This is a genomic window from Mesorhizobium sp. LjRoot246 (assembly GCF_964254115.1).
In the GTDB taxonomy this organism is placed as follows: domain Bacteria; phylum Pseudomonadota; class Alphaproteobacteria; order Rhizobiales; family Rhizobiaceae; genus Mesorhizobium.
This window is the reverse complement of sequence record NZ_CAXUSN020000001.1, coordinates 428,065-448,363: the sequence shown is the minus strand read 5'-3', so window position 1 is coordinate 448,363 and position 20,299 is coordinate 428,065. Positions and strand designations below refer to the sequence as shown.

The 20,299-nt window shown below is 63.9% G+C and carries 18 protein-coding genes; 11 read left to right on the top strand and 7 right to left on the bottom strand.

Annotated features, from left to right (window positions below):
• The first annotated feature begins 90 nt into the window (after positions 1–90).
• The 5 genes from rplT to ACSQ3L_RS02035 all read left to right on the top strand — a co-directional run bounded on the left by rplT (position 91) and on the right by ACSQ3L_RS02035 (position 5,198).
• Positions 91–492: a 50S ribosomal protein L20 gene (gene rplT / locus ACSQ3L_RS02055; protein ID WP_352522431.1), complete on the top strand. Its 402-nt coding sequence runs from the start codon at positions 91–93 to the stop codon at positions 490–492.
• Between the two features lie 142 nt (positions 493–634).
• A complete protein-coding gene (pheS, locus tag ACSQ3L_RS02050; protein WP_436158419.1) occupies positions 635–1,732 on the top strand; it encodes a phenylalanine--tRNA ligase subunit alpha in 1,098 nt (365 codons plus the stop codon).
• Positions 1,729–2,151 carry a GFA family protein gene (locus ACSQ3L_RS02045; protein WP_436158418.1) on the top strand — a complete coding sequence of 141 codons (423 nt, stop codon included), beginning with the start codon at positions 1,729–1,731 and terminating at the stop codon, positions 2,149–2,151. The genes pheS and ACSQ3L_RS02045 overlap by 4 nt, the downstream gene beginning before the upstream one ends.
• On the top strand, positions 2,148–4,556 hold the full coding sequence (gene pheT / locus ACSQ3L_RS02040) for a phenylalanine--tRNA ligase subunit beta (RefSeq protein WP_436158417.1): 2,409 nt from the start codon (positions 2,148–2,150) through the stop codon (positions 4,554–4,556). The genes ACSQ3L_RS02045 and pheT overlap by 4 nt, the downstream gene beginning before the upstream one ends.
• Positions 4,557–4,595: 39 nt before the next feature.
• The gene (locus tag ACSQ3L_RS02035) at positions 4,596–5,198 is read left to right on the top strand and encodes a nucleotidyltransferase family protein (RefSeq protein ID WP_436158416.1); all 603 of its coding nucleotides are present in this window, start codon (positions 4,596–4,598) and stop codon (positions 5,196–5,198) included.
• A gap of 276 nt (positions 5,199–5,474) precedes the next feature.
• Here ACSQ3L_RS02035 and ACSQ3L_RS02030 read toward each other — a convergent pair whose 3' ends face one another.
• Positions 5,475–6,470 carry an aldo/keto reductase gene (locus tag ACSQ3L_RS02030; protein WP_436158415.1) on the bottom strand — a complete coding sequence of 332 codons (996 nt, stop codon included), beginning with the start codon at positions 6,468–6,470 and terminating at the stop codon, positions 5,475–5,477.
• A 96-nt stretch (positions 6,471–6,566) separates the two neighbouring features.
• Here ACSQ3L_RS02030 and ACSQ3L_RS02025 point away from each other — a divergent pair, with 96 nt between their 5' ends.
• The 6 genes from ACSQ3L_RS02025 to ACSQ3L_RS02000 all read left to right on the top strand — a co-directional run bounded on the left by ACSQ3L_RS02025 (position 6,567) and on the right by ACSQ3L_RS02000 (position 13,179).
• A complete protein-coding gene (locus tag ACSQ3L_RS02025; protein WP_436158414.1) occupies positions 6,567–7,457 on the top strand; it encodes a LysR substrate-binding domain-containing protein in 891 nt (296 codons plus the stop codon).
• A 208-nt stretch (positions 7,458–7,665) separates the two neighbouring features.
• The gene (locus ACSQ3L_RS02020) at positions 7,666–8,238 is read left to right on the top strand and encodes a cytochrome b (protein WP_436158413.1); all 573 of its coding nucleotides are present in this window, start codon (positions 7,666–7,668) and stop codon (positions 8,236–8,238) included.
• Between the two features lie 66 nt (positions 8,239–8,304).
• The gene (locus ACSQ3L_RS02015) at positions 8,305–8,880 is read left to right on the top strand and encodes a YceI family protein (protein ID WP_436158412.1); all 576 of its coding nucleotides are present in this window, start codon (positions 8,305–8,307) and stop codon (positions 8,878–8,880) included.
• Between the two features lie 339 nt (positions 8,881–9,219).
• Entirely contained in the window at positions 9,220–10,383 is a 1,164-nt protein-coding gene (locus ACSQ3L_RS02010; protein WP_436158411.1) for an IS4 family transposase, read from the top strand.
• A 111-nt stretch (positions 10,384–10,494) separates the two neighbouring features.
• Positions 10,495–11,481: a Gfo/Idh/MocA family protein gene (locus ACSQ3L_RS02005; protein WP_436158410.1), complete on the top strand. Its 987-nt coding sequence runs from the start codon at positions 10,495–10,497 to the stop codon at positions 11,479–11,481.
• A 39-nt stretch (positions 11,482–11,520) separates the two neighbouring features.
• Entirely contained in the window at positions 11,521–13,179 is a 1,659-nt protein-coding gene (locus ACSQ3L_RS02000) for an FAD-binding dehydrogenase (RefSeq protein ID WP_436158409.1), read from the top strand.
• A gap of 29 nt (positions 13,180–13,208) precedes the next feature.
• On the opposite strand, the gene ACSQ3L_RS01995 is transcribed toward ACSQ3L_RS02000, so the two are convergent.
• The 6 genes from ACSQ3L_RS01995 to ACSQ3L_RS01970 all read right to left on the bottom strand — a co-directional run bounded on the left by ACSQ3L_RS01995 (position 13,209) and on the right by ACSQ3L_RS01970 (position 20,293).
• Positions 13,209–14,147, bottom strand: coding sequence for an alpha/beta hydrolase (locus ACSQ3L_RS01995; protein WP_436158408.1), 939 nt, complete (start codon positions 14,145–14,147; stop codon positions 13,209–13,211).
• A gap of 217 nt (positions 14,148–14,364) precedes the next feature.
• Complete coding sequence (locus ACSQ3L_RS01990; protein WP_436158407.1) at positions 14,365–15,147, bottom strand: carnitinyl-CoA dehydratase; 783 nt, start codon at positions 15,145–15,147, stop codon at positions 14,365–14,367.
• A complete protein-coding gene (locus ACSQ3L_RS01985) occupies positions 15,140–17,218 on the bottom strand; it encodes an acetate--CoA ligase family protein (RefSeq protein ID WP_436158406.1) in 2,079 nt (692 codons plus the stop codon). Before ACSQ3L_RS01985 ends, ACSQ3L_RS01990 begins: the two co-directional genes overlap by 8 nt.
• A 186-nt stretch (positions 17,219–17,404) precedes the next feature.
• Complete coding sequence (locus tag ACSQ3L_RS01980) at positions 17,405–18,568, bottom strand: acyl-CoA dehydrogenase family protein (RefSeq protein ID WP_436158405.1); 1,164 nt, start codon at positions 18,566–18,568, stop codon at positions 17,405–17,407.
• Between the two features lie 4 nt (positions 18,569–18,572).
• Positions 18,573–19,667: a carnitine 3-dehydrogenase gene (locus ACSQ3L_RS01975; protein ID WP_436158404.1), complete on the bottom strand. Its 1,095-nt coding sequence runs from the start codon at positions 19,665–19,667 to the stop codon at positions 18,573–18,575.
• Complete coding sequence (locus ACSQ3L_RS01970; RefSeq protein WP_436158403.1) at positions 19,664–20,293, bottom strand: HD domain-containing protein; 630 nt, start codon at positions 20,291–20,293, stop codon at positions 19,664–19,666. The genes ACSQ3L_RS01975 and ACSQ3L_RS01970 overlap by 4 nt, the downstream gene beginning before the upstream one ends.
• Positions 20,294–20,299 lie beyond the last annotated feature (6 nt).

Below are 20,299 nucleotides of genomic sequence, written 5' to 3'. Positions count from 1 at the left end.
ATTCGGTCCGGACACGCATTTGTTTTACGCAATTCCGAACGGAAAACCGCAAGGCACTTTTCCTGGAATTGCTTTTAAGGAGATCATGACATGGCACGCGTAAAAAGAGGCGTCACCTCGCACGCCAAGCACAAGAAGGTCCTGAAAGCCGCCAAGGGCTTCTACGGCCGCCGCAAGAACACCATCCGCATCGCCAAGCAGGCGGTGGAAAAGTCGATGCAGTACGCGTATCGCGACCGCAAGAACCGCAAGCGCTCGTTCCGCGCTTTGTGGATCCAGCGCATCAACGCCGCGACCCACGAGCATGGCCTGACCTATGGCCGCTTCATCGACGGCCTCAACAAGGCCGGCATCGAGATCGACCGCAAGATCCTGTCGGATATGGCCATCCACGAGCCGCAGGCTTTCGCAGCCCTGGTCGCCAAGGCCAAGGTGGCGCTCGAATATCTGAAGAACACCACGCCGAACGCTTTTGAAAGCGCTGTCGCCTAAGACCAGCGCTTCCCAAGCATTCGCAATTCTGATTTGGGGAACCCGCGCTGGCACGGCTGGCGCGGGTTTTTCTTATGCCTGAACTTTCAACTTAAAAGTGGCTTTCACTTTGAAGCTGATTTCCAACGTAGCGAGTTTGACCGTGAACGACGCAACCACTGGCCTGGATACGCTTGAAAACGCACTTCTGGCCGAAATCGCCTCGGCCGCCGATGAGCCGGCCATCGAGGCCGTGCGCATCGCTGCTTTCGGCAAGAAGGGCAGCGTGTCCGAGATGCTGAAGACACTTGGCGCCATGACCGCCGAGGAGCGCCAGGTCAAAGGCCCTGCCATCAACGGCCTCAAGAACCGCGTCACCGATGCGCTGACGGCCCGCAAGGCCGAGCTCAGGGATGTGGCGATCACCGCCCGCCTCGCCGCCGAAAAGGTCGACGTGACGCTGCCGGTGCGCCAATCGCCGGCCGAGCGCGGTCGCATCCATCCGATCAGCCAGGTCATCGATGAGATCGCGGCGATCTTCGGCGACCTCGGTTTCTCCATCGCCGAAGGTCCCGATATCGAGACCGATTACTACAATTTCACCGCGCTGAATTTCCCCGAAGGCCATCCGGCGCGCGAGATGCACGACACCTTCTTCTTCCAGCCGGACGAGAAGGGCGAGCGCAAGCTTCTGCGCACCCACACCTCGCCGGTGCAGATCCGCACCATGGAGACCAAGAAGCCGCCGATCCGCATCGTCATTCCTGGAAAAACCTACCGCCAGGATTCGGACGCCACCCACTCGCCGATGTTCCATCAGGTCGAGGGGCTGGTGATCGACAGATCAGCCAACGTCGCCAACATGAAATGGGTGCTGGAGGAGTTCTGCAAGGCCTTCTTCGAGGTGCCGCAGGTCAAGATGCGCTTCCGCCCGTCCTTCTTCCCGTTCACCGAACCGAGCCTCGAGGTCGACATCCAGTGCGACCGCTCGCGGCCCGGCGAAGTGCGCTTCGGCGAAGGCTCCGACTGGATGGAGATCCTCGGCTGCGGCATGGTGCACCCCAATGTGCTGCGCCATGGCGGGCTCGATCCGGACGAATATCAAGGCTTTGCCTGGGGCATGGGCATCGACCGCATCGCCATGCTGAAATACGGCATGCCGGATCTGCGCGCCTTCTTCGACGCCGACGTCCGCTGGCTGTCGCACTACGGTTTCAGGCCGCTCGACATGCCGACCTTGTTCGGAGGCCTAAGCGCATGACAGCGCCGCACACCGGCGGCTGCCGTTGCGGCGCCGTGCGGTTCGAGGCCTCGGCCGAACCGCACCATGTCAGCTATTGCCATTGCGGCGATTGCCGGCGGGCGACCGGCGCGCCGGTGTCGGCCTTTGTCGGCTTCCTGGCCGGTCAGGTCTCGTTCACCGGCAAGGCGCTGAAGATGTACGAGAACGGCCCGGTGACGCGCTCCTTTTGCGGCATTTGCGGCTCGCCCATCGCCTATGTCGACGAGCGGCTGGAGGACGACATCTACTTCCTGCTCGGCGCCATGGACATGCCGGCCAACTTCAAGCCGACGCTGCATGCCTATGTCAGCGAACAACTCCCCTTCCTGCATATGTCCGACGACTTGCCGAGACATCTGAAAACAAGCGTCAAAAGACCAGACGGAACAGTCCCATGAAATTCACCCTCTCCTGGCTCAAGGATCATCTCGAGACCGACGCCACGCTTGACGAGATCGTCGAGCGGCTGACCTCGATCGGCCTCGAAGTCGAGCATGTCGACGACAAGTCGAGCCTGAAACCGTTCGTCATCGCCAGGGTGCTGACCGCGGTTCAGCATCCCGATGCCGACCGGCTGCGCGTGCTGACCGTCGATACCGGCGACGGCAAGGCGCCGGTGCAAGTGGTGTGCGGCGCGCCCAACGCCCGTGCCGGCATGATCGGCGCCTTTGCCGCGCCCGGCACCTATGTTCCGGGCATCGACGTGACGCTGACGGTCGGCAAGATCAGGGGCGTCGAAAGCCACGGCATGATGTGCTCCGAGCGCGAGCTGGAGCTGTCCGACGAACACAACGGCATCATCGATCTGCCTGAGGATGCGCCTGTCGGCACCAGCTTCGCCGCCTATGCGCACATCGACGATCCGGTCATCGAGATCAATCTGACACCGAACCGGCCGGACGCCACCAGCGTCTACGGCATCGCCAGGGATCTGGCGGCGAGCGGACTTGGCCGCCTCGTCGGCGGCGCCATCATGCCCCATGTCGGCAACGGCATGTGTCCGGTCAAGGTGACGATCCTGGCGCCGGAACTTTGCCCCGGCTTCGCGCTGCGGCTGGTGCGTGGCGTCAAGAACGGCCCGTCGCCAAAATGGCTGCAGCAGCGGCTGATCGCCATCGGGCTTCGGCCGATCAGCGCGCTGGTCGACATCACCAACTATGTCACCTTCGATCGCGGCCGGCCGTTGCACGTGTTCGACGCCAGCAAGGTTGCCGGCAATCTGACCGTGCGGCGGGCGCATAATGGCGAAAAAGTGCAGGCGCTCGACGGCCGCGAATACACGCTGACACCGGAGATGTGCGTCATAGCAGACGAGAACGGCATCGAATCGATCGCCGGCATCATGGGCGGCGAGCATTCGGGCTGCGACGAGAACACGTCGGATGTGCTGATCGAATCCGCGCTTTGGGACCCGATCACCACCGCCCGCACCGGCCGGACGCTCGGCATCATCACCGACGCGCGCTACCGCTTCGAGCGTGGCGTCGACCCTGAATTCATGGTGCCCGGCGTCGAGCTGGCGACCAAGCTGGTGCTCGATTTCTGCGGCGGTACGCCGACGGAAATCGAAGTGAAGGGCTATGCTGGCCACCAGGCCAAAATCGTCTCCTTCCCGCTGTCGGAAGTGAAGCGGCTGACCGGCATCGAGGTTCCCAAGACGGAAAGCCTCGACATCCTGTCGCGCCTTGGTTTCAAGCCTGAGGGGGCGGGCGATGTCGTCAATGTCGCCGTGCCGTCCTGGCGTCCGGATGTCGACGGCAAGGCCGATCTCGTCGAAGAGATCATGCGCATCCACGGCGTCGACAACATCGCCCCGCAGCCGCTCGGCGCGCATGACGCGGTCAACGCAAAAATACTCACCACGCTGCAGGTCCGCACCCGCACCGCCAAGCGCGCGCTCGCCGTGCGCGGCATGATGGAGGCCGTCACCTGGTCGTTCATTCCGGCCAAACATGCCGAGCTGTTCGGCGGTGGCCAGATGGCACTGAAGCTCGCCAACCCGATCGCCGCCGACATGTCCGACATGCGGCCATCGCTGTTGCCGGGCCTGATCGCGGCCGCCCAGCGCAATGCCGACAAGGGCATCGGCGACGTGGCGCTGTTTGAAGTTTCAGGCACCTATGAGGGCGACGGCGCCGACCAGCAGCGGCGCGTCGCCGCCGGCGTGCGCCGCGGCACCGCCAAGCTCGACGGCTCCGGCCGCAATTGGGCCGGCAATTCAGGTCCCGTCGGCGTGTTCGACGCCAAGGCCGATGCGATCGCCGCGCTCGAAGCCTGCGGCGCGCCGGTCGACCGGCTGCAGATCGAGGCGGGCGGTCCGGCCTGGTATCATCCCGGCCGGTCCGGCACGATCAAGCTCGGCCCGAAAACCGTACTCGGCACCTTCGGTGAGTTCCATCCGAAGGCGCTGGAAGGGCTCGATGTCTCCGGCCCACTGTGCGGCTTCGAAGTGTTCGTCGATGCCGTGCCCGAGCCGAAGGCCAAGCCGACGAAAACCAAGCCGAAGCTGGAGCTCTCCCCGTTCCAGGCGGTCAAGCGCGATTTCGCTTTCGTCGTCAACAAGACGGTCGAGGCCGGCACGCTGGTCCGCGCGGCCCTTGCCGCCGACAAGAAGCTGATCACTGCTGTCTCGGTCTTCGATATTTTCGAAGGTGCGTCGCTTGGCGCGGCCAAGAAGTCGATCGCCATCGAAGTGTCGATCCAGCCGGTCGAGAAGACCTTGACCGACGAGGATTTCGAAGCGCTGGCCAAGCGCATCGTCGAGAATGTCGGCAAGCAGACCGGTGGCGTGCTCAGGGCATAGAGGCTTGCGAGCAGATGGCGAATCGCCCTCCAATGGGCGATGGACCATCTGCGGTATTCCGGCCTTCCTTTCGAAAGGCAGCGGGCGGCGTTTCTCGCCATCGTGTCGGCCGACCCGCTGGTCCGCGATGCACTGGCGGGGGCTCGCGCGCTCGACCTGGCGGATTGGCTGGTGGTGTCTGGCGCGCTCTACAACAGCGTCTGGAACTATTTGACGGGCAAGCCATCGGGCTACGGCATCAGGGATGTCGACCTGTTCTATTTCGATGACAGCGACCTGTCCTACGAGGCCGAGGATGTCGTCATCCGCCGGGCGGCGGCGCATTTCGAAGGACTGCCGCTGCCGGTCGAGGTGCGCAACCAGGCGCGGGTGCATCTGTGGTATCCGCAGAAGTTCGGCCAACCCTGTCCGCGCTATACGAGTTCCAGCGAATCCGTCAGCTGTTTCGCGTCGAAGACCCACGCGGTCGGTGTGCGGTATGATGCGGCTGGGCAATTGGAACTGGTGGCGCCGTTCGGGCTGGATGATGTTTTTTCGTTCCGCATCACACCCAACCGGGTGATGGACAACCGGCGGACGCATGAGGTGAAGGGTAGGCGGGCGAGGGAGTATTGGCCGGAGATTGCGGTGGTGGCGTGGTAGGGGTTGCCGGAAATGTCGGTGCGAGGCACCCCCCTCTGTCCTGCCGGACATCTCCCCCTCAAGGGGGGAGATCAGACGTCACTTCGGTTTTCGCCAACCGCCAACGCTGAAAGAGATATGGGTGGGCGAAGCTGCCAATCTCCCCCCTTGAGGGGGAGATGTCCGGCAGGACAGAGGGGGGTGCCTCGCGGCGACTTTTCGCAACCTTCTGCACCGCGCGGCGTACGAAAAAGGAGCGCCGAAGCGCCCCTTCCATTATCCAACGGCGACCAGGCCTCACCCATTCACCAGCGCCAGCTCCTTCTCCGCATAGCGCCTGCCGACGACCTTGTCTGGCGACAGTGCATCACCGATGGCCTGCACCTCGGCAGCGCTCAGCGCGATCCCGGCGGCCGCCGTGTTCTGCTCGAGATGGCGAATCTTCCGCGCACCGGGGATCGGCACGATGAAATCGCCCTGGTGCAGCACCCAGGCGAGCGCCAGCTGAGCGGAGGTCACGCCCTTTTGCGCCGCCAGCTTCTCCAGCGTGGCGATGACAGTGGCGTTGGCCGCCATCGCGTCTGCCTGGAAGCGCGGCAGGCCGCGGCGCCAATCGTCGTCGCTCAAGGCCTCGGGCTTGGCGATCGTACCGGTGAGCAAGCCACGGCCGAGCGGGCTGTAGGGGACAAAGCCGATGCCGAGTTCGCGGCAGACGGCGAACACCTCGTCTTCCGGGTCGCGGGTCCACAGCGAATATTCGCTCTGCACGGCGGATATAGGGTGCACGGCATGCGCCCGGCGGATGGTCGCGGCACTCGCTTCCGAGAGGCCCAGCGCGCGCACCTTGCCCTCGCGCACCAGCTCGGCCATGGCGCCGACCGTATCCTCGATCGGCACGTTGGGGTCGACACGGTGCTGGTAGTAGAGGTCGATGACATCCGTGCCCAGCCGCTTCAGCGATGCCTCGGCGACCGCCTTGACGTGTTCGGGACGGCTGTCGACGCCGACCATGCGGTCGAGGCCTGTGCCTTCCTCCAGAATCTTGAAGCCGAACTTGGTCGCGATCGTCACCCTGTCGCGAACGGACTTCAGGGCCTTGCCGAGTAGGATCTCGTTCTCGAAGGGGCCATAGACTTCCGCCGTGTCGAAGAAGTTGACGCCGATGTCGACGGCGCGGTGCAGCGTGGCGATCGCATCGGCTTCCGCCTGGCCGCCATAGGCGAAGCTCATGCCCATACAGCCGAGGCCGACGGGGTAGACGTTCAATTCAGTTCCTAGCTTGCGGGTTTGCATCACGCGTCTCCTTGTTGCGATGCGGGAGAAATAATGCCTTGCCCTGCGTTCGATAATCGGCTCTCATTTGCACGGGCTGTTCTAAAAGATAGATCAATGAATCGCGCACATCTTTCCCAACTTGCCGTGCTGGCAACCGTCGCCCAATGCGGCAGCTTTCGCGGAGCGGCGAGAGAATTGGCCATCGCGCCTTCGGCCGTCAGCCACGCGGTCTCCAGCCTCGAAGCACGGCTTGGCGTGCGCCTGTTGGCACGCAGCACGCGCAGCGTCGCCCCGACCGAGGAGGGCGCGCAACTGCTCGAACGATTGCGTCCGGCGCTTTCCGAGATCGACCTGGCGCTGGAGGCGGCGATCGAGGCGCGCGACCGGCCCGCCGGAAATCTGCGGCTCAGCGTGCCGCGCACGGCGGCGCATCTGGTGCTGACGCCGCGGCTGGGCGCCTTCGCGGCAGCCTATCCCGACATCGTGCTGGAGATCGTCATCGAGGACCGCTTCACCGACGTGGTGGAAGGCGGCTTCGATGCTGGCGTCAGGCTAGGCGAGAGCCTGCAGGGCGACATGATCGCTGCGAAGATCGGGCCGGACATTCGTGGCGCGGTGGTTGCCGCGCCGGTCTATTTCGAGGCCAACCCCAAGCCGCGCCACCCGCGCGACCTGGCCGGCCACCGCTGCATCCGGTTCCGCTTCTCCAGCGGCATCCTCTACCGCTGGGAATTCGAGAAAGGCCGCGAGGCGATCGAGATGGCGGTGGAAGGACCGCTGATCCTCGACGAGGACCATCTGATCGCCCAGGCGGCGGTCGACGGCGCCGGGCTTGCCTTCGTCTTTGAGGACTATGTCCGCGCCCCGCTCGCCGACGGCAGGCTGATCCGCGTGCTGAAGGACTGGTGTCCGTCCTTCGACGGCTTCTTCGTCTATTACCCCAGCCGCCGCCAGATGCGGCCGGCGCTCAGGGCCTTCGTCGATTTCTTCAAGGTGAGTGGATGAGTGCGCGCCTTACCCTCCCCTTGTGGGGAGGGTCGCGCAGCAAATGCCGCAAGGCGGCTTTTGCGAAGCGGGGTGGGGGGCTCGTAGGGCGCACCCCCACCCGGTCCCGCAATCTTCGCTTCGCTCCGCCTGCGAGCCGACCCTCCCCACAAGGGGGAGGGTGAAGCGCGCGCCGGAAGAAAGCCTCACCAACATTCGTTCACTCCCCATGCAAGCATCGATCACCAACAGCGCCACCCGCTATGGCTGGGGCGCAATCATTCTCCACTGGCTGATTGCGCTGATCTTCATCGGCCAGTTCGCGCTCGGTTTCGTCATGGTGCGGTTGACCAGCCAGCGCACCGCCTTCGAGCTGATCCAGCTGCACAAATCCTTCGGCTTTCTGCTGCTCGGCCTGGTGATGCTGCGCATCGCCTGGCGCCTCGGCAATGTATGGCCGCCGCTGCCGCGCTCGGTCGGCCCCCTGGAGCGTCGGGCCGCCCCGCTGGCCCATTTAGCGCTCTACGCGTTTCAGCTTGCCTTGCCCTTGTCCGGCTGGGCGCTGGTGTCGGTGTCGATGCTGGAGATCCCCAGCCTGCCGTTCAATCTGTTCATCATGCCGAACCTGCCGCTGACCGAATCGGATGGCGCCGAAAGCTTCTGGGCCTCAACGCATTGGTATCTCGCCTATGCCGGCATGGCCCTGGTTGCTCTCCATGTCGCGGCGGCGCTGCGTCATCATTTCCAGCTCAGGGATGGCGTGCTCACGCGCATGATCACGCCTTCGTCAGATGCGGAATAGATCGGGCGGCTCATTCGTTGATGGGGCGAGGACGCAAAGAGCGTTGCCTCCAAAAAGGAACATCCCATGTATGCGCGTATCCTCGGATTTGCAGCGGTCGCCGCTTGCCTTGCCATGCCTGTTTCAGCGGCCGTCGCGCTTGGCGACGCCGCCGGCAGCTATTCGATCAGCCCGGCCAGCTCCAGCATCCGCTTTTCCATCGGCAAGGTCGGCGGCGGCGGCCTCAATGGCGCCTTCGCCCGCTTCAAGGGCTCGATCCGCATCGACAACAGCGATGTCGGGCGCTCGCAGGTCAATTTCACCATCTTTCCCGAAAGCGTCGGCACCGGCCAGGGCCGTATCGATGCCTTCTTGCGCTCCGACGCGGTGTTCGATGCCGCCAACAGTCCGGAAATCCAGTTCCGCTCGACCAGCGTGACCCGCACCAGCGACACCACGGCCCTCGTCACCGGCAGGCTCACGGCGCGTGGCAAGACCTTCCCGGAAAAATTCGCGGCCGAGCTTGGCGGTCTCAAGGGCGGCACGATCAAATTCCATGTCACCGGCAAGGTGTTGAGGTCACGTTACGGCATGGATGTCGGCACGCCGATCTATTCGAACATCGTCGACTTCGACATGACGCTGACGGGTAAACGCGGCTGAGTGGCTGCAGAACTTGGGTTCCTCGCCTCCCGCAAAGCGGGGGAGAGGTGGCCCGGCGAAGCCGGGACGGAGAGGGGGACGACAGTCGCGACGGCAGAGCCCTCTAAAAGCGGGCGTGGGCGGTCATTAGCGAAAGCCTATGGGCGCTCGAGTCGGCAAGCCTGGACACTCTACGAAGGCCCCTCTCCGTCCCGGCTTCGCCGGGCCACCTCTCCCCACTTCGTGCATGGCTGTCCGGGGAAAACGTCAGCTGAATCGAAATGCCGCATGCGCATGCCCCGTAAGACGGCGGTTTTCCGTCTACCTTCTGGTTGTCGAGACTCAGAAAGGGAACGGAGCATGCGCTTTACACCTAGCATTCTTGGCAAGCTGGTTGAACCGATCAATCGGCGCGGCTTTCAGACGGTTGTGGATAGCCATGACGGGGATGCCTACGACAAGTCGTTCAAGAGTTGGGACCACCTGATGGTGCTGGTTTATGCGCAGCTCAGTGGCGCCGACAGCCTGCGTAGCCTGGAAGCCGGCTGGAACGCCAACTGCCAGCACCATTATCATCTGGGCACCGACCGGTTGCGCCGCTCGACCTTGTCGGATGCCAACCGCCGCCGCCCCGTTGGTCTCTTTGCCGAGACTTTCGGTCTGCTTGCCGGCCAACTTGACCGGCAGACGCGCCGTGAGGGCACGGCCATGCTGCGGCTGATCGATTCCACGCCTATTCCGCTCGGCAAGACCTGCGCCTGGGCCAAGTCGAACGGCCGCATTCGTGGCATGAAGATGCATGTCGTCTACGATCCCGACAGCGATTGCCCGCGCGTCCTCGACATCACCGATGCCAACGTCAACGATGCCCAGATCGGCCGCACGATCACCATCGAGAAGGGCGCCACCTACGTGTTCGACAAGGGCTATTGCCATTACGGCTGGTGGACGGCGATCGCCACCGCCAAGGCCTTCTTCGTCACGCGGCCCAAATCCAATATGGGTCTCAAGGTCGAGCGCCAGCGTCGCATCGCCCAAACTCAGGGTGATGGCTTCACCATTCTGGAGGATGCTAACGTAAGTCTTGCCAGCAAAACCAACAGCAAACTGGCAATCCCGTTGCGCCGGCTCATCCTCAAGCGAAATGACGGCGACACCATCACGCTCTTGACCAACGACCTCAAGCGAACCGCCGTCGAGATCGCACAGCTCTACAAAGGCCGATGGCAGATCGAACTCTTGTTTCGCTGGATCAAGCAGCATCTCAAAATCCGCAAGTTCCTCGGCAACAACGACAATGCCATCCGCCTGCAACTCTTCGCCGCCATGGTCGCCTATGCGCTGCTGCGCATCGCCGCTCGCGCCTACCGTATCGCCATGCCAATCCTCAGGTTCACCGATCTGGTCAACCGATGCCTCTTCGAGCGCCGAAACATCGCCGCCATCGACAAACCGCCACCCGTCAACCCAAGTCAACGAAAACCCAATTACTCCCCAAACCAGATGTGCTTCACCTATGAATGACTTTCCCCGGACAGCCCTGCACTTCGTGGGGCGAGGAATCTAGCGCCCGCATTGGCTTTTCCGCCGATTTCGGGCAAACCTCGTCGCCTGTAATCGTGATGGAGAAGCCTGATGTTCCGATGGGGTGTGTTGTCGACGGCCAAGATCGGCCGCGAGCATTTGTTGCCGGCGATGGTCGAGGCGGAGAATGGCGTGCTGTCGGCGATCGCCAGCCGCGACCTGTCGAAGGCCAAGGCGCTGGCCGAGCGCTTCGGTGCCCGCCATGCCTTCGGCTCCTATGAGGAGTTGCTCGCTTCCAACGAGGTCGACGGCGTCTACATTCCGCTGCCGACATCGCAGCATGTCGAATGGGCGGCGAAGGCCATCGAAGCCGGCAAGCATGTGCTGGTCGAAAAGCCGCTGGCGCTCGACGCCAAGGACATCCTTCCGCTGATCAAGCTGCGCGACCAGAAAAAAGTGCTGGTCTGCGAAGCCTTCATGGTCATCTACCACCCGCAATGGATCAAGGTGCGCGACCTTATCGCCAGCGGCGCCATCGGCAGGCTGCGCCACGTGCAGGGCGCGTTTTCCTATTACAATGTCGACCCCAACAACATGCGCAACCAGCTCGATCTCGGCGGCGGCGCGCTGCCCGACATCGGCGTCTACCCGACCGTGTCGACGCGCTTTTCGACGGGCAAGGAGCCGCTGCGCGTGCAGGCGACGATCGAGCGCGACAAGAAATTCGGCACCGACATCTACTCCTCGATCCGTGCCGATTTCGGCGACTTCGAACTGTCCTTCTACCTGTCGACGCAGATGGCGGCGCGCCAGGTCATGGTGTTCCACGGCGAGAAGGGTTTCATCGAGCTGTTCTCGCCCTTCAACGCCGGGCTCTACGACCACCACCGCGTCGAACTGCACAACCAGAACCACACCGAGGCGCAGGTGTTCCGCTTCCCCGGCACGCAGCAATACCGGCTGGAGGTCGAGACCTTTGCGCGCGCGGCACAGGGCGGCAAGGAACGTGTCTTCACGCTGGAAGAATCGGTGCTCAACCAAAAAGTCATCGATGCCATATTCCGCGCCGGCGGCACGGACAGTTGGGAGAACGTCTGACTCCCGGCATTAAAATAGCCGGCTAATTGGGAGGGGAAAATGTCTGACGACGCGGACGTGATCATTGTCGGCGCCGGCCTTGCCGGGCTGGTCGCCGCCGCCGAGCTTGCCGAGGCCGGCAAGAAAATCATCATAGTCGACCAGGAGCCGGAGCAGTCGCTGGGCGGCCAGGCATTCTGGTCGTTCGGCGGCCTTTTCCTCGTCGATTCGCCCGAGCAGCGGCGCATGCGCATCCGCGATTCGCATGATCTGGCGCTCGAGGACTGGCTGGGCACGGCCGCCTTCGATCGGCCGGAAGATTTCTGGCCGCGCAAATGGGCGCAGGCCTATATCGGCTTCGCCGCCGGCGAGAAACGCTCCTGGCTGATGCAGCGCGGCCTGAAATTCTTTCCCGTCGTCGGCTGGGCCGAGCGTGGCGGCGGCAATGCCATCGGCCATGGCAATTCGGTGCCGCGCTTCCACATCACCTGGGGCACCGGCCCCGGCGTGCTCGAACCGTTCGTCCAACGCGTCCGTGAAGCCCAGAAGCAAGGACTGATCAGCTTCAAATTCCGCCACCGCGTCAATGAATTGACCCGCACGGGTGCCGCCGTCGATGGCGTGCGTGGCGATATCCTCCAGCCAAGCACCGTGGAGCGCGGCCACAAGAGTTCGCGTGACGTCGCCGGCGATTTCGAGCTTCATGCACAAGCGGTGATCGTTGCCTCCGGCGGTATCGGCGCAAACCATCAGCTTGTCCGGGAGAACTGGCCGCAGCGGCTGGGCGCGGCACCGAAGCGCATGATCGCCGGCGTGCCCGACCATGTCGACGGCCGCATGCTGGCGATTACGGAACAGGCCGGCGGCTCGATCATCAACCGCGACCGCATGTGGCACTATGTCGAGGGCATCAAGAACTGGGCGCCTATCTGGACCGACCATGCGATCCGCATCCTGCCCGGCCCGTCATCGCTGTGGCTCGATGCGCGCGGCAAGCGCCTGCCGGTGCCGCTCTATCCCGGTTTCGACACGCTTGGCACGCTCAGCCACATCATGAGCACGGGCTTCGACTATTCCTGGTTCATCCTGACCAAAAAGATCATCCAGAAGGAATTCGCGCTGTCGGGCTCCGAACAAAACCCCGATTTGACCGGCAAGAGCTGGCGCCAGGTGCTCGGCCGCGCCACGTCAGGAATTCCGGGTCCGGTCAAGGCGTTCATGGAGAAGGGCGAGGACTTTATTGTCGAGGCAGAATTGCCGAAATTGGTCAGCCGCATGAATGCGCTGGCCGGCGGCGAGCCGTTGCTAGAGTTGGCTCAGGTCGAGCGCGAGATCCGCGCCCGCGACAGGCAGCTCGACAATCCCTTCTCCAAGGACATGCAGATCACCGCCTTGCGTGGCGCGCGCGCCTATCTCGGCGATCGGCTGATCCGGACCGCCAAGCCGCACAAGATGCTCGATCCGGCGAATGGACCGCTGATCGCGGTGCGCCTCAACATCCTGACCCGCAAGACATTGGGCGGCCTGCAGACCGATCTCGACAGCCGCGTGCTGGGTGCAGATGGCCAGCCGGTTGCCGGGCTCTATGCGGTTGGCGAAGCCGCCGGTTTCGGCGGCGGCGGCGTGCATGGTTATGCGGCGCTGGAAGGCACATTCCTCGGCGGCTGCATCTTCTCCGGCCGCAGCGCCGGCCGGGCGGCGGCTGCGGCCGTGCAATAAGGCCCCAAACCGCGAGACGACTAAACCACTCACCAGAGCCAGTCGCCCTGACCGAGGGCGGCCACCGCCTCGACGATCCGGGTAAAACTCGCGCGAGCACGGCTGACCGTGTGCCGGGCTCTGAGATAGCCGTGCACCAGCCCCTTCTCTTCGAACCACCAGGCTCGCCCGCCGGCGGTAAGGATGCGGTCGCGATAGGCTTCGCCATCCGACGACAGCGGGTCGCACTCAGCGGTGATCAGCACGGTCGGCGGCAGGTTTGAGAAGTCGGTGTCGGCGAGCGGCGAGAGTATTATGTCGCCGGCCCGGTCTACTCCGCCGGTGCGGATATGCTTGTAGAATTCTATATCGCGCGCCGTTAGCATCGGTGCCTCGGCATGCCTAATATAGGATCCTTTCGAACGATCGCCGAAAAGCCCCGCATAGATCAGCACCTGGCCAACCGGCCTTTTCGCATGGCCACGCGTGGCATGGCTGACGGCGGCGCAGAGATTGCCGCCGGCGCTGTCGCCACAAAGCAAGATAGGATGATCGCGATTGGCGGCTGCCCATTCGAAGGCGCTCATCGCATCGTCGAAGGCAGCCGGATGCAGATGTTCCGGCGCCAGCCGGTAGTCGACCGAGACCACCTCATAGCCGGTGCGGGCGCAGAGCTCGGCGCAGACATCGTCGTGGCTGTCCAGGCCGCCAAGGATGAAGCCGCCGCCATGAACATAGAGCACCGTCACGGCTGCCTGGCGTGCGCTTTGGTAGATGCGGATCGGGATGTCGTGCGTGGGCGTTGCAATGGCTGAGGTTTCGACCGCAACGCCCTCGGGATAGCCAGCAAAGAACTCACGGCACATACGGTCGTAGATATCACGCTGCTGCGCGATCGTGTAGTCGATCGTGTCGGGCGGATAATAGGAATTGGTTTGTTCGATGAAGGCCCAGGTCTCGGCGTCGATGAGCTTTGTGTAGTCGGTCATGGGTGCGGGAAGGGTCGCCAAGGTTGAGCTTGGGCGCCCCCCTCTGTCCTGCCGGACATCTCCCCCTCAAGGGGGGAGATCGGATGACGTGATGGCCTTCGCCAATCTCCGGCGTTGGTAGATGAGCGTTGACGCGTCGGCTGCCAATCTCTCCCCTTGAGGGGGAGATGTCCGGCAGGACAGAGGGGGGTAAGCGCCATCGTTCCGGCGGTATCCACTACTTCCCCTTCCACACCGGCTCACGCTTCTCCGCAAAAGCGCGAAAACCCTCCATGCCGTCCTCGGAGCCATAAAGCGCATCGACCGTCGCCAGCTGCCGGCGGGTCACTCTATTCATCGCATCCTGGAAGGTCAGCGCCTCGGCCACGCGCGCCGTCTCCTTGATCGCGGCGAAGACCAGCGGCGGGCCGCCGGCCAGCAGCCGGGCGATCTCCCAGACGCGCTCCTCGAGCTTTTCCTTGGGCAGCACTTCGTTGACCAGGCCCCAGCAATGCGCTTCAGCGACATCCATCCAGCGGCCGGTGAGCAAAAGGTCCATGGCGACATGATAGGGGATGCGCTTCGGCAGCTTGATCGTTGCCGCGTCGGCCAGCGTGCCGGCGCGGATTTCGGGCAGCGCGAAGGAGGAATGATCGGAGGCGTAGATGAGGTCGCAGGACAGCGCCAGCTCGAAGCCGCCGCCCACCGCCATGCCGTTGACGCAGGCGATGACCGGCTTGTTGAGGTCGCGCAATTCCTGCAGCCCGGCAAAACCGCCGACGCCATAATCGCCGTCGACGGCATCGCCGCCGGCAGCGGCTTTGAGGTCCCAGCCGGCACAGAAGAACTTGTCGCCGGCGGTCTTGACGATGGCGACGCGCAAGCCGGGATCGTCGCGGAATGCCTTGAAGGTTTCCCCCATCAGCCGTGAGGTCTTCAGGTCGATGGCGTTGGCCTTGGGTCGGTCGAGCGTGACTTCGAGGATGGTGCCCTCGCGGCGGGTCGAAATGACGTCAGGCATTCTTCTTGTCTCCCAGCACCAGCAGAGCGTCGGCGATCCAGGCGCCCTTGCCCTCGCTGCAGACGATCAGCGGGTTGATGTCGAGTTCTTCGATCTCGCCGGCATTCTGCTGCACGAAGGCGGCAATGCCGGAGATGGCATCGATGGCCGCAGCGACATCGGCTTTCGGCCGGCCGCGATAGCCTTCGAGCAGCGGGAACAGTTTCAGGCCGCGCAACGCCGCCTCGATATCGTCGCGGGTTGCCGGCAGCATCAGCGTAACACTGTCGCGCAGCAGCTCGACCAGCACGCCGCCGGTGCCCAGCGTCATCACCGCGCCGAACATCGGATCGCGGGTGAAGCCGACGATCAGTTCCGCGACGCCGTCGCGCACCATACGCTCGACATAGAGCCCGGTGCCGAGCGGTAAGAGGTCATGCGCCGCCGTGCTGACGGACTCCGCGTCCTTGAGGTTGAGCCTGACGGCGCCAACCTCGGATTTGTGTGTGACGCCCAACGCTTTCAGCGCCACCGGGAAGCCGAGCGCCATCGACGAAATCACCGCCTCGACGGCATTGGCGGCGCGTTCGCCTTTCGGCACCGGCAGGCCGGCCTCGATGAGGCGGGATTTCGCCTCGGCCTCGTCGGGCGTGACATGGTCGCCACCGGGAGCGCCGGAGGCCGACGTGTCGATCGACTGCGCTTGCGGCTCGCGCCAGGCCCAGCCGATGAAGGCTGCCGCCTGGGCGGCGTCCATGGCTTCGGAAATGCCGAACAACGGCACCATGCCGCGCGCCATCAGCCCGGCCGTGTACTCTTCCGGCAGGTTCTCCGGCAGCGAGGAAACGATCGCGCCTTGCGCCTTGTTGGTCTTCAGCGCCGCCTCGAAGGCGCGCAGCGTCGCCCACCAATCAATATCAGAGCAGCGGTCCGGGCGCGGAAAATCGAGCACCAGCATGTTGAGGTCGAAGCCGCCCGACACCATGGCGGTGAAGGTGGCGGTCATCGCCGGCTCGTTATTCCAGATGAAGGTGTGGTAGTCGAGCGGGTTGGCGACTGCCACCAGTGGTCCCAGCGTCGATTTGACATGGGCACGATGGGTGTCGCTGAGCACCGGGAAATTGACCCAGCGGCCTTCCGCGCTGTCGGCCATGACGGAGGCCTCGCCGCCCGAGCAGCTCATCGACGACAGACGATAGCCGGGCAAAGGTCCGGTGACATGCAGCAGCTTCAGCGCCTCGATGAAGGCGGGGATGGAATCGACACGCGCTATGCCAAGCCGCTTCAGGAACGCGCCGGAGGCCGCGTCCGAGCCGGCCAGCGAGGCGGTGTGCGAGACGGTCGCTTGCCGCGCCTGCTCGGAGCGGCCGACCTTCATGGCGATGATCGGCTTTTTCAGCTCGCGTGCCCGTGCCGCCAGCCTTTCGAAGCCGGCTACCGAATCGAAGGCCTCGATGTGCAGGCCGAGCGACGTGACCCGCTCGTCCTCGATCAGGCCGAGCGCCATTTCCGACAGGCCGGTCTGCGCCTGGTTGCCGGCGGTCATCAGGAAGGCGATCGGCAGGCCACGCTTTTGCATCGTCATGTTGATGGCGATGTTGGAGGACTGGGTGATGATGGCGACGCCCTTGCCACCCTCGGCCAGCCTTATGCCGCCATGCTGGTCCGGCCACAGCAGCGCACCGTCGGCATAGTTGATCAGGCCGTAGCAGTTCGGCCCGATGATCGGCATCCGGCCCGCCGCCGCAACCAGCTCGGCCTGCAGCCGTTCGCCGTCGTCGTCATAGGCCTCTGTTTCGAGGAAGCCGGCGGCAAAGCAGACGGCGCCACCGGCGCCGCGTTCGGCCAGCGCCTTGACCACCTCGATGGTGAGGTGCCTGTTGACGCCGACAAAGGCGGCATCAGGCGCGCCGGGAAGGTCGGCGACCGAACGATAGGCCTTGCGGCCGGCGACCTCGTCCTTGGTCGGATGCACCGGCCAGATATCGCCGGCAAAACCCATCTTGATCGATTGCGCGACAACGGCCGCGGCCTGCGCCCCGCCGAACACGGCGATCGATTTGGGGCGCAGAAGACGTTCAAGCTTGTGCACGAGCACCCCCCTCTGCCCTGCCGGGCATCTCCCCCTCAAGGGGGGAGATTGGCAGCTTCGTCGTCGGCTCAAGACCTACAACGGTGATGATTGGTGAAATCGAAAATGCCAGCCGATCTCCCCCCTTGAGGGGGAGATGTCCGGCAGGACAGAGGGGGGCGCCAAGGAACGCAAACATATCTTTTTTCAGGCCCCAAACGGGCGCAGCAGCGCCCTTGAAATAATGTGGCGCTGGATCTCCGACGTGCCTTCCCAGATGCGCTCGACGCGGGCGTCGCGCCAGATGCGCTCCAGCGGCAGATCGTCCATCAGCCCCATGCCGCCATGGATCTGGATCGCCTCATCGGCAACGTATGCGAGCATTTCAGTGGCCTTCAGCTTGGCCATGGCCATGTCCTGATCGGTGACGGTGCCTTGATCGTACTTCCAGCCGGCCTCGAACACCATCAGGTCGGCGGCCTTCAGTTCGGTCGCCATGTCGGCGAGCTTGAACGACACGCCCTGGAACTTGCCGATCTGCTGGCCGAATTGCTGGCGCTGCGCGGCATATTCCACGGCATGGCCAAGCGCTCGCTCGGCGCGGCCAAGACAGGTGGCGCCGACCTGCAGGCGTGTGGCGCCGAGCCAGGAATTGGCAACGTCGAACCCCTTATGGACTTCGCCCAGCACTTGGGCTCCGGGCAGCCGGCAATCGTCGAATTCGAGGATGGCGTTGGTGTAGCCGCGATGCGAGACGTTGCGATAGCCATCGCGGACGGTGAAGCCTTTGGTGCCCTTGTCGACGAAGAAGGCGGTGATCTTCTTACGCTTGCCGCGCGGCGAATCCTCTTCGCCGGAAGCCATGAACACGATGGCGAAGTCGGCGAGGTCGGCGTGGGAGATAAAGTGCTTGGTGCCGTTCAGCACCCAGTCGTCGCCGTCCTGCACCGCGGTCGCCTTCATGCCGCGCAGGTCGGAACCGGCGCCCGGCTCGGTCATCGCCAGGCAGTCCCATTTCTCGCCACGGATGCAGGGGAACAGGTACTTTTCGCGCTGCTCCGGCGTGCCGGCGAGAAGGATGTTGGAGGGGCGCGCCACGCAGGTCCAGTGCAGCGCATAATTGGCGCGGCCGAGCTCCTTTTCGTAGAGCAGCCAGGTCACCGTATCGAGGCCAGCGCCGCCGACATCGGCCGGCATGTTGGCCGCATAGAGCCCGGCCCCGATCGCCTTGGCTTTGATCTCTTCGATCAGGTCGCGGCGCAGCACGCCGGTGCGTTCGACCTCGCGCTCATGCGGGTAGAGCTCGTTCTCGACGAACGCCCGCGTCGTCTCGACGATGAGTTTTTGTTCCTCCGACAGCCCGAAATCCATGCTCTCAGCCTTTCTTCTTTTTCTTCGGCTTTTCAGCTTTCTTCACCGGCTTCAAGGCTTTGGCCTTCTCAGCCGCCTTGGAGGCCGTAGGTTTCTTCGCCGCTAGCTTAGCCAGCTGTTTGGTGTAGTCCTTGTGCAGCGCGCCGGCGCCCCAGCCCTTACCCTTGTTCTGCTTCGACAGCGCATCCATGATCGCGACCAGGTTGTCGTCGCGGATCTTTTCCAGCTCGCGGATCGACAGCCCATGCGCCTGGTCGTCCGACTGCGTGGCGATCAAGTCGACCAGCTCGTCGTTGAACTCCGGCACATCCATCAGCTTGGTCCATGGCCATTTCAGGCAAGGCCCGAACTGCGCCATGAAGTGGCGCATCCCCGCCTCGCCGCCAGCGACGCGATAGACCTGGAACATGCCCATCTGCGCCCAGCGCAAGCCGAAGCCGTAGCGCATGATGTCGTCGAGCTCCTCGACGGTGCAGATGCCGTCCTTGATCAGCCACAGCGCCTCGCGCCAAGCCGCTTCGAGCAGGCGGTCGCCGACGAAGGCCTCGATCTCCTTGCGAATGACGACAGGCTTCATGCCGATCGAGGCGTACATTTCCTTGGCAACTTCGATCGCCTCGGGGAAGGTCTGCGCGCCGCCGACGATCTCGACCAGCGGCAGGAGATAGACCGGATTGAACGGATGGCCGACGACCAGCCGCTCCGGATGCTTTTTCATCGCCACCTGCATGTCGGTCGGCTTGATGCCGGAGGTCGACGAGCCGACGATGGCGTTGGCAGGCGCGTGAGTATCGATCTCGGCCAGCACGCGGTGCTTGAGATCGAGCCGCTCGGGCACGCTTTCCTGGATGAAATCGGTATCTGCAACCGCCTCGGCGATGGTCTTGGCGAAGGTCAGCTTGCCCTCTTTCGGCAGACCGCCGGGCAGCATCTGCTTGTAGGCGCGGCGCGCGCCCTTCATCACTTCGCCGACCTTGCGCGAGGCCTCGGGATCGGGATCGAAGATCGACACGTCGATGCCGTTGAGCAGCAGCCGTGCCACCCAGCCGGCGCCGATGACGCCGCCACCGATGGCGGCGGCCTTGTTGATGATGCTCATGCGGAAGCTCCGGTTCTGGTCTTGGCTGTTGTCAGGTCGATGAGGGGAACGCGCTCGCCGGCACGGATCACTGTGGGATCGTAGGCCTTGCGGGCAAAGACCTCGAGCACGAAGGGCCGGAAGAATTCGGTCGGCAGCGTGTCATAGTCGGGGTCGAAGCTGGACTGGTCCCAGCGCTCGCAAAACTGATCGCAATCGTCGAAATAGGCGTGGCCGGCAAAGCGGTCGCGGGCGTGGCGATTGCCGCCCAGATGATGGGCATAATAGAGCCGCTGGAAGTCGCCATGATTCTCCACCACCCAGGTGCATTGCTCGCGCACGAAGGGTTTCAGGATCGAAGCGGCATATTCGTCGTGATTGTAGGGCGCATAGATGTCGCCGATGTCGTGCAGAAGTGCGCAGGCGATCCAGTCGGTGTCGGCGCCGTCGCGCCAGGCACGGGTCGCCGCCTGCAGCGAATGGCCGAGCCGGGTGATCTTGTAGCCCGACAGGCCTTCGTCGAGCTGGACAAGCGCGTCGAGCAGCCGCTCGCCGGTCCTGGCCGCATAGTCGATCTCATGCGCGGTCAGGAATTTGTAGTCGTCCCGGTCGCCATCCTTCATCGCGGTGAATTTTACGGTAGTCATGCCGAC

Excerpts from the sequence above, each read along its gene's own strand:
- rplT (WP_352522431.1), top strand. The coding sequence starts at position 91 with ATGGCACGCGTAAAAAGAGGCGTCACCTCGCACGCCAAGCACAAGAAG.
- ACSQ3L_RS02045 (WP_436158418.1), top strand. The coding sequence starts at position 1,729 with ATGACAGCGCCGCACACCGGCGGCTGCCGTTGCGGCGCCGTGCGGTTC.
- pheT (WP_436158417.1), top strand. The coding sequence starts at position 2,148 with ATGAAATTCACCCTCTCCTGGCTCAAGGATCATCTCGAGACCGACGCC.
- ACSQ3L_RS02035 (WP_436158416.1), top strand. The coding sequence starts at position 4,596 with ATGGACCATCTGCGGTATTCCGGCCTTCCTTTCGAAAGGCAGCGGGCG.
- ACSQ3L_RS02030 (WP_436158415.1), bottom strand. The coding sequence starts at position 6,470 with ATGCAAACCCGCAAGCTAGGAACTGAATTGAACGTCTACCCCGTCGGC.
- ACSQ3L_RS02025 (WP_436158414.1), top strand. The coding sequence starts at position 6,567 with ATGAATCGCGCACATCTTTCCCAACTTGCCGTGCTGGCAACCGTCGCC.
- ACSQ3L_RS02020 (WP_436158413.1), top strand. The coding sequence starts at position 7,666 with ATGCAAGCATCGATCACCAACAGCGCCACCCGCTATGGCTGGGGCGCA.
- ACSQ3L_RS02015 (WP_436158412.1), top strand. The coding sequence starts at position 8,305 with ATGTATGCGCGTATCCTCGGATTTGCAGCGGTCGCCGCTTGCCTTGCC.
- ACSQ3L_RS02010 (WP_436158411.1), top strand. The coding sequence starts at position 9,220 with ATGCGCTTTACACCTAGCATTCTTGGCAAGCTGGTTGAACCGATCAAT.
- ACSQ3L_RS02005 (WP_436158410.1), top strand. The coding sequence starts at position 10,495 with ATGTTCCGATGGGGTGTGTTGTCGACGGCCAAGATCGGCCGCGAGCAT.
- ACSQ3L_RS02000 (WP_436158409.1), top strand. The coding sequence starts at position 11,521 with ATGTCTGACGACGCGGACGTGATCATTGTCGGCGCCGGCCTTGCCGGG.
- ACSQ3L_RS01995 (WP_436158408.1), bottom strand. The coding sequence starts at position 14,147 with ATGACCGACTACACAAAGCTCATCGACGCCGAGACCTGGGCCTTCATC.
- ACSQ3L_RS01990 (WP_436158407.1), bottom strand. The coding sequence starts at position 15,147 with ATGCCTGACGTCATTTCGACCCGCCGCGAGGGCACCATCCTCGAAGTC.
- ACSQ3L_RS01980 (WP_436158405.1), bottom strand. The coding sequence starts at position 18,568 with ATGGATTTCGGGCTGTCGGAGGAACAAAAACTCATCGTCGAGACGACG.
- ACSQ3L_RS01975 (WP_436158404.1), bottom strand. The coding sequence starts at position 19,667 with ATGAGCATCATCAACAAGGCCGCCGCCATCGGTGGCGGCGTCATCGGC.
- ACSQ3L_RS01970 (WP_436158403.1), bottom strand. The coding sequence starts at position 20,293 with ATGACTACCGTAAAATTCACCGCGATGAAGGATGGCGACCGGGACGAC.